At 45.7% G+C, this 16,137-nt stretch carries 16 protein-coding genes; 8 read left to right on the top strand and 8 right to left on the bottom strand.

Features of this window, described 5'->3' with window-relative positions:
* Positions 1-17: 17 nt before the first annotated feature.
* On the bottom strand, positions 18-365 hold the full coding sequence (locus ABIA61_RS17865; RefSeq protein ID WP_283653112.1) for a hypothetical protein: 348 nt from the start codon (positions 363-365) through the stop codon (positions 18-20).
* Between the two features lie 200 nt (positions 366-565).
* On the opposite strand from ABIA61_RS17865, the gene ABIA61_RS17860 reads away from it, so the two are divergent.
* The 5 genes from ABIA61_RS17860 (at position 566) to ABIA61_RS17840 (ending at position 5,623) form a co-directional block, all read left to right on the top strand.
* Positions 566-1,213 carry a DUF1796 family putative cysteine peptidase gene (locus tag ABIA61_RS17860; RefSeq protein ID WP_404519576.1) on the top strand — a complete coding sequence of 216 codons (648 nt, stop codon included), beginning with the start codon at positions 566-568 and terminating at the stop codon, positions 1,211-1,213.
* Between the two features lie 64 nt (positions 1,214-1,277).
* Positions 1,278-1,832: a DUF1796 family putative cysteine peptidase gene (locus tag ABIA61_RS17855; protein ID WP_404581123.1), complete on the top strand. Its 555-nt coding sequence runs from the start codon at positions 1,278-1,280 to the stop codon at positions 1,830-1,832.
* A gap of 126 nt (positions 1,833-1,958) precedes the next feature.
* Complete coding sequence (locus ABIA61_RS17850) at positions 1,959-2,888, top strand: NAD-dependent epimerase/dehydratase family protein (protein ID WP_404581088.1); 930 nt, start codon at positions 1,959-1,961, stop codon at positions 2,886-2,888.
* A 142-nt stretch (positions 2,889-3,030) separates the two neighbouring features.
* Entirely contained in the window at positions 3,031-3,795 is a 765-nt protein-coding gene (locus ABIA61_RS17845; RefSeq protein WP_283653108.1) for a M15 family metallopeptidase, read from the top strand.
* 100 nt (positions 3,796-3,895) lie between these two features.
* Positions 3,896-5,623 carry a methyl-accepting chemotaxis protein gene (locus tag ABIA61_RS17840; RefSeq protein ID WP_283653107.1) on the top strand — a complete coding sequence of 576 codons (1,728 nt, stop codon included), beginning with the start codon at positions 3,896-3,898 and terminating at the stop codon, positions 5,621-5,623.
* Positions 5,624-5,720: 97 nt separating this feature from the next.
* Here the strand turns inward: ABIA61_RS17840 and ABIA61_RS17835 are convergent, their stop codons facing one another.
* From ABIA61_RS17835 to ABIA61_RS17810, 6 genes are all read right to left on the bottom strand, one after another.
* Positions 5,721-6,044 (bottom strand): PTS sugar transporter subunit IIB, encoded by a 324-nt coding sequence (locus tag ABIA61_RS17835; protein WP_283653106.1) that lies wholly within the window; start codon positions 6,042-6,044, stop codon positions 5,721-5,723.
* Positions 6,045-6,074: 30 nt separating this feature from the next.
* Positions 6,075-7,511, bottom strand: coding sequence for a glycoside hydrolase family 1 protein (locus ABIA61_RS17830; RefSeq protein ID WP_404519580.1), 1,437 nt, complete (start codon positions 7,509-7,511; stop codon positions 6,075-6,077).
* Positions 7,504-8,562, bottom strand: coding sequence for a mannonate dehydratase (gene uxuA, locus ABIA61_RS17825; RefSeq protein WP_283656321.1), 1,059 nt, complete (start codon positions 8,560-8,562; stop codon positions 7,504-7,506). The genes ABIA61_RS17830 and uxuA overlap by 8 nt, the downstream gene beginning before the upstream one ends.
* A gap of 90 nt (positions 8,563-8,652) precedes the next feature.
* Positions 8,653-9,948, bottom strand: a complete 1,296-nt coding sequence (locus tag ABIA61_RS17820; RefSeq protein ID WP_044645745.1) for a PTS sugar transporter subunit IIC — start codon at positions 9,946-9,948, stop codon at positions 8,653-8,655.
* Between the two features lie 18 nt (positions 9,949-9,966).
* Positions 9,967-10,335, bottom strand: a complete 369-nt coding sequence (locus tag ABIA61_RS17815) for a PTS lactose/cellobiose transporter subunit IIA (RefSeq protein WP_082067130.1) — start codon at positions 10,333-10,335, stop codon at positions 9,967-9,969.
* Between the two features lie 193 nt (positions 10,336-10,528).
* Positions 10,529-12,454, bottom strand: coding sequence for a BglG family transcription antiterminator (locus ABIA61_RS17810; RefSeq protein ID WP_283653104.1), 1,926 nt, complete (start codon positions 12,452-12,454; stop codon positions 10,529-10,531).
* A 164-nt stretch (positions 12,455-12,618) separates the two neighbouring features.
* Between ABIA61_RS17810 and ABIA61_RS17805 the strand changes: the two genes are divergently transcribed.
* The 3 genes from ABIA61_RS17805 (at position 12,619) to arsC (ending at position 14,823) form a co-directional block, all read left to right on the top strand.
* Positions 12,619-12,969 (top strand): ArsR/SmtB family transcription factor, encoded by a 351-nt coding sequence (locus ABIA61_RS17805; RefSeq protein WP_044645743.1) that lies wholly within the window; start codon positions 12,619-12,621, stop codon positions 12,967-12,969.
* 112 nt (positions 12,970-13,081) lie between these two features.
* Positions 13,082-14,377, top strand: a complete 1,296-nt coding sequence (locus ABIA61_RS17800) for an arsenic transporter (RefSeq protein ID WP_283653103.1) — start codon at positions 13,082-13,084, stop codon at positions 14,375-14,377.
* 26 nt (positions 14,378-14,403) lie between these two features.
* Positions 14,404-14,823, top strand: a complete 420-nt coding sequence (gene arsC, locus ABIA61_RS17795; RefSeq protein WP_404581086.1) for an arsenate reductase (thioredoxin) — start codon at positions 14,404-14,406, stop codon at positions 14,821-14,823.
* 177 nt (positions 14,824-15,000) lie between these two features.
* Here the strand turns inward: arsC and ABIA61_RS17790 are convergent, their stop codons facing one another.
* Positions 15,001-16,029: a LacI family DNA-binding transcriptional regulator gene (locus ABIA61_RS17790; protein ID WP_283653102.1), complete on the bottom strand. Its 1,029-nt coding sequence runs from the start codon at positions 16,027-16,029 to the stop codon at positions 15,001-15,003.
* Positions 16,030-16,137 lie beyond the last annotated feature (108 nt).

The raw sequence follows: 16,137 nt of genomic DNA, 5'->3' as shown, positions 1-16,137 counted from the left end.
CCTCTCCTGTCCGTGTATTAGGGCGTCACGGTAAAATGACTGGCTGTACGCATAGCGACCACGTTCTCGTTCTCCACAAATTCAGCCAAAATAAATAACGTTTCTGGATTGCATATACTTGTGACCACCCGCAGGTAAAAAGGGTTTTGGGCTGTTTCCATATCTTTGAGCTGTACGACAGACCCGGCTTGGGGAGAAGTGCTCAGGCTAAGTAGTTGTCGTCGGAAAACGCCGCTATCATTTCCTATTTCCAACATTACATCGACAGGTCTCTTTTCACGATTGAACAGGGTCACATGACAGCTTTGTATACTGGCGCTGTGATAAGCGAGGTGATGATCAGCAGATAAAAGAAACACGGACATATGATGAAGCCTCCTTGAATTTCGTTAGGTTACCAGCCTTATATCATATGAAAAATGGCCGTGTCTGGACTGGATAGTTGTACGCCTTTTTTGACAAAATACGCGCCGGGGTCCAACCCTTTTAGCCGAGCTGGCATGTAATGTAGAGTGGAACAACCTGCGGCCTGAGGAAAGGGTCGCTTTAAAAAGGAGGCACGGCTATGAGACTTGCACAGCTGGCAGGGGAATATGATGCGGTCTTCAGTTTGGGGCAAAACTGCACGCCTGCCATTCAATTGGAAAAAAACCGCCTGCGGCCGTTTGCCGGAGTGCTGGACTGGATGATGTCTGACACGCTGTCCGATGTGAATCGCTTGCTGGAAAACCGGTTTGCCGGGTTTATGGATTTTCCCAATTTAAGTGTCGTTGGTACGAGCCAACTGAACTATATGGTCAGGGATATCGATTATAACGTGATCTCGGTACATGATTTCCCGCAGGAACGCAATACGTCCGCAGATCTGGCGACTTATCCAGAGTTCAGGGAGAAGATAGACCGCCGTATCGAACGTTTTTTTGCAAAAACGCAGAAGGCGCAGCACAGCTTGTTCGTCCGTATGCTGGGAACCTATGAAGAGGCAGAGGAACTGGAGCGCATCTTGTACGGCATGGTGGCGCATGAATTTCGACTGCTCATCGTGAACTGTTCGGGTGTAACAGAGCTGACTGAGGTCGACTGGCAGCTTCCAAATGTATGCGCGGTGGAAATGCCTTTTGCCGATGTATGGAATTATAAAAGTGATCCGCACTGGTGTACGCTTTTTCAGGGAATGTCCCTATCTTCGGAAAGGGGAGGACGGCGTGCTTGAGCGATTGCAGGGGGATTATGACGCTGTATTCAGCTTGGGAGGACATTGCCTGCCTTCCATTTAGCTGGATAAAAACGGACTGCGTCCATACGCGGGACCGCTGGACTGGATGATTTCCGGCAACTTGTCGCAGATCAGTCGCTTGCTGGATGCCCGTTTCGCCGGATTCATGGACTTTGCCAGCCTGCGTGTGACGGGGCATGATTACGGCGAGTATAACTTCATGGTCGAGGACGCGTCGTATGAAATTACAGCGGCACACCATTTTCCTGTTACCCTGAATACATCGGAGCAGCTGACTTCCTATCCTGCATTCAAAACGACGCTTGATCGCCGCATCGCACGTCTATTGGAGAAATCTGCGCTTGCATCCTGTTTGCTGCTGGTTCGTCTGGGGGGCAGTCGGGATCAGGCGGTAGAACTGCACACCGTATTGTCACAGATGATTACCCACGATTTTCGCTTGTTATTCGTGGATTATACAGGGGCTGCCGATGTGACGGAGCTGGATTGGGGGCTGGAGCAACTGGTTCCAGTGGCGCTGCCGCCTGAGGATATTTGGAGCGGGCAGGATGAGATGTGGCGCTTTATGCTGGCAAACGTCAGGCTACACGTCTGAGCAACTGGAAGGTACGTCTTAGATTGTCTTTGGTGTCTGTGCTTGTGCCTGCGCCAAGCTGTAGAGGGCCGCATAACATGATGGGAAAGGAAGAAACTTGCTTCGGTTCAAAAGGAGGGTGCGCTAGTGAAGGCTTTGGTCACCGGGGGAGCCGGATTTATTGGTTCCCATCTGGTGCGTGCGCTTGCTGATTCGGGCATCAGGGTGCATGTGCTGGATAATCTGACGACCGGGAATGTCGCAAATGTGGACCTGCGCGCGGTCATGCATATGGCGGATATCCGCAGCTCCGAGACCCGGACGCTGCTCATTCGGGAAAGCCCGGATATTGTATTTCACTTGGCGGCACAGGCCGATGTCCAGCAATCCATCCATCGACCGGATGAGGACGCAGATGTGAATGTGATGGGGACGATTCATCTGTTGCAGGCTTGTCATGAAGCCGGTGTATCCAAGCTGATATTCGCGTCCACATCCGGCGTATACGGTGAACTGCAAAAGCAATGTATTCAGGAAGACGATCCTGTGGAGCCGATTTCGGGCTACGGGCTTTCCAAGCTGACCGCAGAATCGTATATCCGTCTTTTTCATCGGTTATATGGCATGAATTACACGATTTTGCGTTACGGGAATGTGTATGGTCCCGGTCAGGCCGCGAAGGGAGAGGGCGGTGTAGTCGCTCTTTTTATGGATCGACTGAAAAAAGGGAGCCCCTTGCTCATTCACGGCGACGGAACGCAAACCCGCGATTTCGTGTACGTCAAGGATGTAGTCAGAGCGAATCTGGCGGCTATACGTGCAGCGGATCAGCGTACGGTACATGTGAGTACGGGACGAACCACGTCCATCAATCGGCTGGCCTACGATTTGCTGAAGCTGCACGGCTCGTCCGTTCGGCCCGTGTATTCAGCTGCGCGGGCGGGAGACATTCACCATAGCTGTCTTAGCAACGCAGTCGCGAGACATTGGCTTCGATGGGAGCCGCTATATGGCATCTCTGCCGGATTGAAGGAAACGTATGCGAGCAGTATTGGTTCAGGAAAAGAAGGCGTGTAGCGGGAAAGCGTGCGATTCAGGAAGGGGCTGGGGGCAGCCTCTTTTTTATGGATAGCCTGGCAGCTACTTATAGGAAAATATGTCCTCACCTGATACAATGGTCAGCAGTAAGCCAACCAGTTTCACAAAGGGGAGTCTGCCTATGTTGAAGAAGTCTTTAAGAAAAATCGGCATCGCACTGATTACATATGCATTATTGCTAAATGCAGGTCCTTTTTTCACCGTTGCTGCCGGAGCCTCGGACGTAACTGCGGATAGCAGTACAACGCAGAATTTGAACATTGAGAAGAAAAATAAATTGCCCAAGGGATTCGTGTATCTGGATGAAGTGATTCCTGCGGCGCAATATGAAATCCGCTATTATAGTGAAAATAACTTTGTTGGCAGACGGATTGATGGATATAAGAGGCCTTTTGCGATCATGACCCATACAGGTGCAGCGGCTTTAAAAGGGGTTAGCGATGATCTGGCAGCCAAAGGATATCTGTTGAAAGTATACGATGCCTATCGTCCGCAAAAAGCCGTGAATCATTTTGTCAGATGGTCGCAGGATAACGGTGATCTCAAAATGAAGCAGCAGTATTACCCGAAGCTGGATAAGCGCAAATTGTTCAAGCTGGGCTTCATCGCCAGGAAATCCGGCCATTCGCGGGGGAGCACCGTGGATTTGACGCTGGTGCACATCAAAACGGGGAAGACTGTCGATATGGGGAGTCCGTTTGATTTTTTCGGTGATATTTCCTATTACAACACGAAGCTGATCAGCAAGACACAGCAGGCGAACCGAAAAATCCTTAGGGATGCTATGGTGAAGCGTGGCTTCAAACCTTACAACAAGGAATGGTGGCACTTTACGCTGATGAAGGAGCCTTATGCTAAAACATACTTCAATTTTGATGTGGAATAGGAAATATGGGACGATTTAACTAAAAAGGATAGGCAGAAAGACATGTATAATATAAAATGATGTAAATACAAGTTGGATTATCCAAAGGAGCGTTGGCGGGTTGAACAGTCTGTTGTCACGTATGGTGTTGTTTTTTTCGGGCCTTATTGTAATCGGTGGAGCCATTCTGGGTTTTACCTTGTATCAATCTTCGAGCGAACTGGTGGAAAACTCCATGGGCCAGCAGGCCAAAGCGGTGGCCGAAAGGGCCGCAGCCATGATTAATGTGGACAAATACACAGACATTAAACCCGTTGCCGGGGGAGAGAATGCTTATTTTAATGAGCTGCGCGATCAGCTTAACGAGCTGAAGGAAGCTAACGGCTTCAAGTATTTATACACGCTGGGGAAAGTGGAAGACGGAGGCCAAGCGAGCTATGTGTACATCGTTGACGGCGTGGCTGCTTCCACCGCCAAAGAGGACTATTCGCCGCTGGGCACTCCCGAAAACAATGCGTACCCGGGGATGCTGCATACTTTGGAAACTGGGGAGGCTTCCATAGGCGATCTGACGAAGGATGAGTACGGAGCCACCGTCTCGGCTTATGTTCCGATTAAAGGCAAGGACGGCAGCATTACAGGAGTTGTCGGGGCAGATCTGGATGCTACAGAGGTATACAAATTAATGGAAACATCCAGAAGAACGATGCTGATCGTAGCTGCGATTGTGCTGGTGGTATGTATTCTGTTGGTCTTTGCACTAGCCAAATATTTGACTCGTCCGTTATTAAGGTTGACCAAAGATGTTGCCAAGGTTGGTGAAGGCGATCTTACGGTCGTTATTGATACGAATCGTAAGGATGAAATTGGCCGTCTGGCTTCGGCTTTTGGGGTCCTCGTAACGGATACAAGAACGGTAATTGAGGGCATTGGCAAAGGCTCGGACCAGATCCTGTCTTCATCCGGGGATGTGTACAATCATGCCCATGTTACAGCAGAAGCCAGTCGGGATATTTCCATACATATTAAAGAAGCTGCGGTGGGGGCAGAAACCCAGGTATTCCAGGCCATGGAGATGAATAAAGGCATGGAGGACATGACCTCCAGCATGCATCGAATTGCACAATCTGCTGCGATTGTAGCGGACTTATCGCAGGAAACTACCGAGAATGCTCATCAGGGTAATGAAGCCATTGTCAGGGCTGTGGATCAAATGAAATCCATTGTAGACTCTACAGCGGCGATGGCTACCGCCACCAAACAATTAGAGGAGCATTCCGTGGAAATCGGAGAGGTACTTTCCCTGATGACGGATATTGCCGGACAAACCAATCTCCTCGCGCTGAATGCAGCGATAGAAGCGGCTCGGGCCGGAGAGCATGGGCGTGGTTTTGCCGTGGTAGCCGAGCAGGTAAGGAAGCTGGCGACTCAATCCCAGTCGTCCTCGGCGGTTATCGCAGGCATCATCACCTCGGTTCAGCAACAGACTTCCGAGCTGTCCAAGCGGATGGAGGGAAGCGCCCTTGAAGCCAGGGTGGGAATGGACATTGTAAATGTGGCTGGACAATCCTTTGGCCATATTCATTCCGGTCTGGAACGGATCACGACACAATTGCAGGAGGTATCGGCTGCCTCGGAGGAGATCACTTCTGTTTCGGAGGAAGTCGCAGCTTCCGTGGACCAAATGGAGGGAATTTCACGGCATGCAGCCGAACACTTCCACCTGATTACAGAAGCCTCGGATGGGCAGCTAACCTCCATGGAAGGCGTCAGCCAATCGGCGGAGAGCCTGAAAGGGATGTCCGCCGAGCTACGCCAGTTGATTGGACGGTTTAAGGTGACGGGATAATCAATATCAATATGTATACCAATATACGGAAAGGCGGCAGCTTCCTGATGGGAGACTGCTGCCTTTTGCTATTCATCGAAAAATGTCTACATGTTCATTATGATTCGCCAGCCAGCTTCAAGGCTTGATCCAGCACGGCGGCACCGTTTGCTCTACCATAAGCGATCGTATCAATGACATCCACCGGGATGCCATAGGGAGCTGCAATTTCGGCAACCGGCTTTTTACGCATCCGTACTTGAGGACCAAGCAAAATAGCAATCACAGAATCTTTAATGCCTTCCAGCTCTTCCTTAATGGTACTTTCGGGGATGGCTTCGATGTTAAGCTCCATGGATCTGGCTGCTGCTTCTTTTTTCATCTTGGAAACCAGAATGGATGTGGACATACCCGCAGAGCAGGCCAGAATAATTTTTTTCATATTTGAACGCCTCCAGAAATTGATTTTTAATTATTTATACTCTTCATCCAGATCAGCAACAAACGAGCGTTCTTTGATGGCAGATTGATACCAGTAGCCGGACTTCTTCAAATGCCGACTTCGATCATTCTCCAGGTTAATTTCCACCAGTCCATAGCGATTTTTAAAAGCATTCATGGGAGAAACGTTGTCTGTAAAGGCCCACAGCATATAACCTGTACAGTTGGAGCCGGCTTCTACAGCCTGTAACGTGTAGCATAAATGCTCAGTTATAAAGTCAATGCGATAGTCGTCCTGAATGATGTGCTCCTCATTTTTGAAGACAACTTCATTTTCAATACCCATACCATTTTCCGCAACAAACCACTCGATATTGTTATATTCATTCTTGATACGCATTCCCATATCGTAAATGATCTTAGGATAAATCTCCCAGCCCCGTGACTTGTTCATTCTTTTACCCGGAAGATCAAAATGATCATAGTAGTAAGAGGGGTGGAAGGGAATGTTTTCATTCCACGCTTTACTCTGCGCTTTGACCCGGTGCGGATAATAGAGATTGATCCCGACGTAGTCAACGGTATGTTCCTTAATCACTGTTAGTTCTTCTGTGGTTGATTCAAATGCAATATCATGCTTGCTCATTAAGTCGAATAGCTCTTGCGGGTATTCGCCTTTAATAAGCGGGTCCAGAAATACTCGATTGTAAAATAAATCATACACATGTGCAGCATACTGGTCATGAGGGGCGCTGGATCGGGCATAGGTTACTTCAGGATTCAAAATAACGCCTATTTTAGCCCCGTTCTGATTATAGTTTTTGGTTTTGAAAAGTTGTACGCATTTCGCAGTAGCCAGCGTTTTATTATAATTCCATTGCATCCACTTCCGCGTATTTTGTTCATAGGGATAGCGAAGGGCATCCAGATAGACACGAGTCTGTACAACAATGGGCTCATTAAATGTAAACCAGTGTTTTACCCGATCTCCGTATCGTTCAAAAACCTTTTCTGCATATTTCACAAACAGTTCCACCACATGCTTGGAAGACCAGCCCTCATATTTGTCCAGCAAATAAGCGGGCACCTCGTAGTGCTCCAGACAAATCATGGGCTCGACCCCGCTGGCAATCAACTCGTCAATGACCCGGCTCATATAATCCGCATACGTTTCATCCACGACAACATTCTCATAATCCGTTAAGAAGCGGGACCAATTAATAGAAGTACGATAATGGGTCAGGCCAATCTGCTTCATCAGCGCAATATCCTCAGCGTAACGATTATAGAAGTCGGTTGCACCCGCAGGTCCATATCCATTGTGCCAGACATAGCGGTCATTTTTGTACCATTGGTCGAGAAATGAGTCCTGCCCTTCCTTTTTACCGCTCCAGCCCTCTGTCTGCCAGGCGGAAGCCGCAGCACCCATGATGAAATTCGACGGAATTTGTATCGTATGTTTAGCCATTACATGCTTCTCCTTTTCGTACTATAGATTCCCAAAGGCCCGTTAAGTAGGCCGCTCCCAATGCACGGTCATACAGTCCATAGCCGGGCTTTCCTTGTTCTCCCCAGATCATTCTCCCGTGGTCAGGTCTTACATACCCTTCAAACTGATGACGATGCAGGATATGAATCAGCTCCGCCATATCTATGCTACCCGATTCGGACAGATGCGCTGACTCTTCAAAATCACCGTTAGGATAACGTTTGACATTACGTAGATGAACAAAATGAATCCTTTTCTGCGCGGCGTATTTGTCTAGCATTCCGGGTAAATCATTGTCTGGTGAGCTGCCTAGCGAGCCACTGCAAAAGGTAATACCGTTATGCACGCTGGGCTGAAGCTCCAGCAGACGGTCAAAATCTGCTTCCTTGCTAAGAATACGCGGCAGACCCAGAACAGGCCATGGCGGATCATCTGGATGGATCGCCATTTTTACGCCGACCTCTTCGGCTACGGGAATTACTTCTGCCAGAAAATAAGCTAGATTCTCCCAGATTCCTTCGGCTTCCAGTTCTTTATACTGCTTCATTAAAGCAGGGAGTTCTTTCTTTGGATATGATAAATCCCAACCCGGAAGCGTAAAATCAGCAATGTTCGGCTCAATCTTTTTCAGTTCTTCCCCCGAGAAAGCCAATGTCAACGATCCGTCGGGAAGAGGCTTGTCAATGACGGTACGAAACCAGTCAAAGGCAGGCATGAAATTGTAGCAGACGACTTTTACCCTGGCATCACCCAGCCTTCTCAGCGTTTCTTTATAATTGGCAATATAGTTGTCCCTGGTGGGGAGTCCCAGCTTGATCGCTTCATGTACAGGAACGCTTTCCACGACTTCAAATGTAAGTCCCGCTTCCTCGATTTGCTGCTTGAGAGCAGTGATACGGTCCCAAGGCCATACCTCTCCAGGCGGAACGGTATAAACCGCGCTTACAATTCCTTTGATATAGGGGACATGCCGGATGTAAGAGAGTGGAATGGAATCCTGCTCGCCATACCACCGAAAAGTCATTTTCACCATGATCAGCTTCTTCCTTTAAAGTTGGCGTTAACCTGAATCCATTAAGAATACGCTTTCAATTGAATGATATATTTCTATAGTAGCGCATTATTCAGCCGTTCGCTTGTTGGCAATTTTGACGAACGGAAAATAGATGATAATCGCTACCACAATACAAATGATCTGGGTTACGACGGCGCCAATGCTTCCACCTGTAGACAGGTAGGCATTAATAATAGGCGGAGTAGTCCATGGAACCATGACGACGGCCTTACCTGCAAATCCAAGCAACGTCGAAAAGTAGCCAATCGTTCCTGTGATAAGCGGAGTAATAATGAAAGGGATAGCCATCAATGGATTCAACATAATCGGAAGTCCGAAAATGACAGGCTCGTTAATATTAAACAGGCCAGGTCCAAACGAAAGCTTGGTAATTTCCTTCATATCCTCGCGCTTGGAAGCAATCATAATACAAATCAAAAGGGCCAGCGTAATCCCTGAACCACCGATACTCATGTATACGTCCCAGAAAGGCATCGTAATAATGTTCGGAATCGGCAGTCCTTGCTCATAAGCAGTCATGTTGACGGTAATCGCTCCAAGCAGCAGGGGTTCACGAATCGGTTTTACCATTTGGTTCCCGTGAATGCCGATCACCCAGAAGATTTGCGCAACCAGCATCAGTACCAATATACCCGGCAGTCCTTGCACCACGGTCTCCAGAGGTTTTTGCACCACATTATAGACGGCATCATACAGGTAGAGACCTGTAAATTTATGAAAGAAGAATCCAAGCATCGAGAAGACAGTCACCGTAATGATGGTTGGAATGAGTGCCGAGAAAGAAACAGCCACATTGCTGGGAACACTTTCAGGCATTTTAATTTTTAGCTTATCGGACTTGCCCAGTTTGCTGTACAGCTCAACGGATAGAATGCTTATGAAAATACCTAAAAACAAGCTCTTGGTATCCGTAAACTGGCGGGCAATGACATCCGTTACTTTCTGCATTTCCCCGTTAACCATCAACTCAATCGTGGTCGGCGTCACAGATATAAAGCAGATTACAGCGAGTAGTCCTGGGAAGAGGTTTTTCTCCCCGTTAATTTTTCCTAGCTCCAGACCAATCATGAAAATAGCCAGGATGGTAAGGATATTCAAACTGGCATAGTTAATGCCTGAGAAAATCGGTTTGTACTCTGCCAGGAAGGAGAAAGGTTTAAAATGGGCCAGACCATTGACCGGGTCCATGACCATATTGGAAATCAGTACAGCAAAGGCACCGACAATGATGACAGGCATTAATGTGATAAAGGCTGATTTGATCGCTATAATATATTTAAAATTGTTGATTGCATTTGCCACTGATGTGAGGCCGTCGACTAGCTTGTTTTTGAAAGCCATGGGATAGTGCCCCTCCCTCTACGATTTTGGTACGAATTGATCAATACGTTCATACAGATCTACAAACTCTGAGGCCATATCTCGAATGGTGATAGCATTCATCAAATGATCTTGAGCATGTACCATCATGACCGACATCTCTGTTTTTTCACCCGCTGCTTCCTTATTGATGATTCTGGTTTGAATTTTGTGGGAGGACACCAGTTCTTTTTTAGCTGAGGCTAATTCTTCTTTGGCTTCCTGAAACTTTCCCGCCTTTGCAAGCTCAATCGCCTCCATGGCCGAGCTGCGTGCATTCCCAGCGTATAATATAATTTGGAATACAATTTCTGTATCATCCATGCCCTCCATACTCACGTCGTGCTCTGTAGTTTCATCATTATTCATGTTTTTTATCTCCCTTCAAAAGCTGCCTTCTTTAGTATTATAATTTGGAATCGCTTTCAATTTAACGCATAATTTTTCCGCTTCTTAACGGAAAAATCGTCTCTTCTAAATGACTTCTCCATCACCACAAAAAGGAGAGACCCCCGCCTTGCAGGCTTCAGGTTCCTCCTTTGCAATTACATATTGCTAATATTCAGCTATTTATATGCAGCACTTCTACAAATTCCGTGTACGTTTTGCAGCGGATAAGCTGCTGGACGAGCTTTTCATTATTTAAAATTTCAAGCAAAATATGATACATACTCTGTAAATCTTCTGATTTGGTGCGCTGTATGCAGAGCATACAAATAAACTGTACTGGCTTGCCATCCCAATCGATAGCTTTTTGTAATGTACAGATGGCCCAAAACGTGGAATCAGCGAAAGGTTCCATCGGATGCGGAATCGCGACAAAATTGCCAAATGATGTTGGGGAAACAGCTTCACGCTCTACCACAGATTGCAGCAGGGGGCCTTCCACAAGATCGGCTTCGTGTATTTTTGCGGCTATAAATTCAAGCACCTGGAGTTTGTTATCAAATTTCTGCTGAAGAAAAACCAATTTTTTTCGTACATACTGCACAGCAGGAAGTCTTGCCTCTGAGATTGCTTGTTCAATTTTAGTGATATCAGAACCGCCTAAAAATGTATTCACATGTATCATGGGTACAGAAAGCGGTTCTGAAATGGGGATCGTGCTAATGACAAAGTCCAGTGTATCCAACGGCATTTGTTTAAGCTTATAAAATTCAGTGGTTCCCACGATTTCCAACCTGGAACCGAAGACCGATTGAAGCTTATAATACAGCAACTTTGCGCTGCCGAGTCCAGAAGCACATACGATCATGCACTTTTTGGGTGCGCCTTCCATTTTCTTTCTTTCCATCGCGACTCCGATATGAATGGCTAAATACCCAATTTCATTTTCCTCGATGTGTATATGAAGTCGCTGCTTGATGACTTCCGCAGCAATGATACCTGCTTCAAAGGCAAGCGGGTAATTGGCTTTGATTTCATCCAGCATAGGATTCCGCAAATTCATTCCGTATTGATAACGGTTAATGACCGGTTTGAGGTGAAGACAAAAAGCAATCAGCAATTCCTTGTCGTTGTGAATGTTCATTTTCAACTGTTGATCAATTTGGTTTAGTATTTCAATAGTCAGTTCGTAGATATCTTTATCAATGATCTTTTTAATCTCTATTTCATCCAAATGGGCACTAACGACTGTCCTTACACCCAGCAGGTGCACAGCAATGTACGCAACTTCAACAAGTGGAAAGGAGTGCTTCATTTTTTGTTCTAAAGCAGATACGATTTCAGTCGCCACCATAAACTCTTTCTGCGCTTCAATTTTTTTCATTTCTTGAGGATAATACGAAACATACCTTTCTTCACGAATACGCTTACATGCAATAGCAATATGAATGACCAGATTGTTCAAAGCAATGTCCGACAACTGAATATCATTGAATTCAATGCGATCCAGAATCACTTCTCTTATCCATTCCATCTCTTCGTTAGAGATCAGAGGAGGGTGGGACATCTGCTGCTCGCCTATTTCATCTGTTCTACTGAATATATAGTCGGAAATGCAATAACGCAGCTTGGCCTCGTTACCTTTGACTCGAATACCATGATACGGTCTATTCTCCAGGGATAGTCCGTAGGTTGCCAGTAACTTGCGCAGTTCTTTGAGGTCATTCTGTAAAGTAGATCGACTAACATACAGGATCTCAGCTAAATCATCAAGTTTGATATATGCATTGGTGAGCAGCAGCTTTTTCATTAAAAAACGATTTCTCGCTTCAGAAGAATTCGCTAATGGATAGGGCACATTATTTTCATAATCCTTTAACTGCTTCAGCAGATGATGAAATTCTTGTTCGTCCCGAATCTCTAACTTGTAGCCCGATCCTTTGAGAGGTTTGACTGCTGCTCCATGCTTCGACAACAGCGCACCCAATTCCTTTAAATCCGTTCGTATGGTTCGAGAGGATACCTTCAATATATTTGCCAAGTGTTCTCCGTTGACCATCTGTTCTGCAACCAATATACGAAGAATATCAAAAATACGCAAAATGAGCCTCCTTCCATAGCAGTTCTGAAGAACAGTATACAACGGTAGATTGGTTATGAAAAAGTGAAAAATTTGATTATACGATTGTATTGAAAAAGAGTGGTGTTGAGTATACAATTAAGATATAAGCAAATGATTATATATAGAGAGAAGAGGTGATCATATTGGACCAACTGGCTTATGTAGCGGATCAATTAAAGCTATTGGGTGATAGAACACGGCTGACGATGCTCTCTTTGCTCCAAGAGAGGGAATGGTGTGTGTGCGAATTTGTCGAGATTTTTGATATTTCGCAACCGGGTATCAGCCAGCATCTAAGAAAGCTAAAGTCTCAAGGGATTGTAAAAGAAGCTCGACGCGGGCAGTGGGTGTACTATTCTCTCAATGTGGAGGACAAGCCTCATATTCAAGCGGTCCTTCAATGTATGCCAGATGAGAAGCAAATTTTGAAGCTTTTAAATAAAGAAGAACCAACCGCTGCTTGCGGACCTGATTCGAATTCCTGCTCCTGCTAAAGATTCGATGGAAAAGTTGCCTCTGTGAGCATGGAAAATGATGCCCAATATATAAGCATATGCTTATAAAATGATTTGATGTGATGATACATCTTGGATCGGAGGTTTGAACGTGTTATCGGTTTTCTTGTCATGCGCTATTTTCCTGTTAACTTTGACGCTGGTGATCTGGCAGCCCAAGAACCTGTCTATTGGATGGTCAGCCTCCGCAGGAGCAATTTTGGCTCTGCTTGTTGGCGTGGTTCATATTCAAGATGTGTGGGAAGTAACCCGAATCGTGTGGAATGCCACGCTGGCTTTTGTAGCTATTATTCTCATTTCATTGGTGCTGGATAAGATCGGACTATTTGAATGGGCCGCTTTACATATGGCGAGGGCTGCGCAGGGAAGCGGGGTCCGGCTGTTTATGTATGTGACTTTGCTGGGAGCGGTGGTAGCTGCTTTTTTTGCAAATGATGGTGCCGCTTTGATCCTGACTCCCATTGTGCTTGCGATGGTACGGGCGCTCAAGTTTGAAGAAACAAGGGTATTCCCTTTTATCATAGCCAGCGGCTTTATTGCAGATACGGCTTCGCTTCCGCTCGTCGTCAGCAATTTGGTTAACATCGTGACCGCCAATTTCTTCAACATTACATTTATGGAGTATGCAGGCCGCATGATTATTCCGAATTTTTTTTCTATAGCTGCGAGCATGTTAGTGCTGTATCTCTTTTTCCGTAAAAGCATTCCAGGGAAGTTTGATGTTGCTCATGTAACGGCTCCTGCTAAAGCGATTAAGGATGCGAAAATGTTCCGGCTTTCCTGGATCTTCCTGACCCTTCTGCTTGCAGGTTATCTGATCAGCGAATTTTTCAACATTCCAGTTTCGGTAATTGTGACAATCATTGCTGTTATTCTCTTATTTATTGCTCGTAAAAGTCCTGTGGTACCTGTAAAAGAAGTCATGAGAAGCGCGCCATGGGCCATCGTATTTTTCTCCATCGGGATGTACGTCGTAGTATACGGGTTGCGTAATGTGGGTTTGACAGATTTGCTAGCTCATCTTATTCAAGCGGCAGCAGACGAGGGGATGTTTGTGGCTACGATGGCTATGGGTTTTATGGCTGCCGTCATTTCGTCGGTGATGAACAACATGCCTACAGTCATGATTAATGCGCTGGCGATCCATGCTACGAACGCAACAGGAATGATCCGGGAGGCACTTGTTTACGCCAATGTAATCGGGTCGGATTTAGGGCCCAAGATGACACCCATTGGCTCCTTGGCTACGCTGCTCTGGCTGCATGTGCTTACTTCTAAAGGCATAAAGATTCGTTGGGGAACCTACTTCAAAACAGGTGTAATTCTGACCTTGCCTACGCTTTTTTTCACACTTTTGGGTTTGTATTTGTGGTTGACAATATTATGATTTAAACACTAAAGGAGACGATCATCATGGATAAAAAGACAATTTACTTCTTGTGTACTGGTAACTCTTGCCGTAGTCAGATAGCAGAAGGCTGGGCCAAAAAGGTTCTGGGCGATCACTGGAACGTATACAGCGCAGGCATTGAAGCACATGGACTGAACCCGAAAGCTGTACAGGCGATGCAGGAAGTGGATATTGATATTTCAGGGCAAACATCAGATATCATCAGCTCTGAACGGCTAAACTCCGCCGACTTGGTTGTGACCTTGTGCGGGGATGCAGCGGATAAATGTCCTGTTACGCCTCCTCATGTGCGCCGTGAGCACTGGGGTTTTGATGATCCAGCGAAAGCGCAGGGTACCGAAGAGGAAAAATGGGCCGTCTTCCAGCGTGTGCGTGATGAAATTGGGGTACGCATTCATAAGTTTGCTGAAACAGGAGAGTAAATAGGCAGGCCGCCTACCCGGCGGCTTTATTTTAGAATCATAGAACCCCTGTTCCACTTAAAATAATGGCGAGTATGATGAAGACCGCTCCTGTCCAGCTCACATAATCATATATCATGCTGAACCCTCCCTCTTGTTATCTTCTCTATCACCCCATTTAGTTTACCTTATCATAGGTCATTCTGAGGCTAAACAAGATTTTCTTTCAATAACCTCTGTATTCACCAGAACCTGAGTATGATGCTTCTGATCGTTGTTAAGTCTCTCCATAAGCAAGTTTACAGCAGTTCGGGCCAAAACCTCCTTTTTCACATGAATGGTTGTGAGTTCCGGGCTAATGACCTTAGCCTCATTAATATTATCAAACCCCATGATGGAAATTTGTTCAGGCACTCGAATGTTCGTTTCCTGAAACGTTTTAATGGCACTGATCGCCATATAATCATTTTCGCAAAATAGGGCCGAAGGAAGCTCATTCAATTCATGAATAGCTGTTTTGAAAGAGTCCTGTGACATCACAAGCATGGGATGCATATCAAATATAAGCCCATTTTCTATGGAAAGATTGTGCTCCTCTAAAGCCGCCATAAACCCTTCCTTTCGTTTTTTAAAGTTGAGGATTCTGGTACTGGATTGCACGTATCCTATTCGTCTGTGTCCAGACTGAATTAAGTATTGGCCTGCCTGATACCCGCCAAGATAGTTATTAATGGATACGAAACTGGCGTCGACGTGTTCAAAGCAGGTATCCAAAATCACAATATTGGTATGAATGGATTGTATAGAATGAATAATCTCGGAAGTTAAATTGGTGCCAAGCAGAAGTACGCCTGAAGAGGGCTGATCTTTTTCCAAAGCAGATAATTCTTCTTCGAGGTTATGGCTATCAAAAGACGAAAAAATTAGGGTATTTCCATGCTCTCTCACCTGATTAGTAATATGATGAATTAATTCATTGAAAAAGGGAAATGAATCATAATGTTCTGTTACGATGTCTGTATTTTTACATGCCACAAAGCGAATCACATGGTGATTTTTAATAGATTCCTTGTTGGACTTCATGGTACGTGGTTTATATCCATGCTCTTGTGCAATTTTTAGAATTTGCTCCTTTGTTTCTTCACTAACTCCGGGTTTGTTATTAAAAGCAAGGGAGACAGCAGATTTCGAAACACCTGCAAGCCTTGCAATATCATCAATTTTCAATGCAGAACCCCCTATTGAACTAAACTACATAAATTATATCATTATTCTACAAAAAAGTTTAGATTATAAACTAAACTAAACTAAAAAACATTGAACAGAAAAATGTTG

It is taken from the genome of Paenibacillus sp. RC21 (genome assembly GCF_044907935.1).
Lineage (GTDB): Bacteria > Bacillota > Bacilli > Paenibacillales > Paenibacillaceae > Paenibacillus > Paenibacillus terrae_A.
This window is presented reverse-complemented; position numbering and strand designations above follow the sequence as displayed.

What these genes read in the sequence shown, in the direction of transcription:
- ABIA61_RS17865 (WP_283653112.1), bottom strand. Translation starts at nt 365, where the DNA reads ATGTCCGTGTTTCTTTTATCTGCTGATCATCACCTCGCTTATCACAGC.
- ABIA61_RS17860 (WP_404519576.1), top strand. Translation starts at nt 566, where the DNA reads ATGAGACTTGCACAGCTGGCAGGGGAATATGATGCGGTCTTCAGTTTG.
- ABIA61_RS17845 (WP_283653108.1), top strand. Translation starts at nt 3,031, where the DNA reads ATGTTGAAGAAGTCTTTAAGAAAAATCGGCATCGCACTGATTACATAT.
- ABIA61_RS17835 (WP_283653106.1), bottom strand. Translation starts at nt 6,044, where the DNA reads ATGAAAAAAATTATTCTGGCCTGCTCTGCGGGTATGTCCACATCCATT.
- ABIA61_RS17830 (WP_404519580.1), bottom strand. Translation starts at nt 7,511, where the DNA reads ATGGCTAAACATACGATACAAATTCCGTCGAATTTCATCATGGGTGCT.
- ABIA61_RS17820 (WP_044645745.1), bottom strand. Translation starts at nt 9,948, where the DNA reads ATGGCTTTCAAAAACAAGCTAGTCGACGGCCTCACATCAGTGGCAAAT.
- ABIA61_RS17815 (WP_082067130.1), bottom strand. Translation starts at nt 10,335, where the DNA reads ATGAATAATGATGAAACTACAGAGCACGACGTGAGTATGGAGGGCATG.
- arsC (WP_404581086.1), top strand. Translation starts at nt 14,404, where the DNA reads ATGGATAAAAAGACAATTTACTTCTTGTGTACTGGTAACTCTTGCCGT.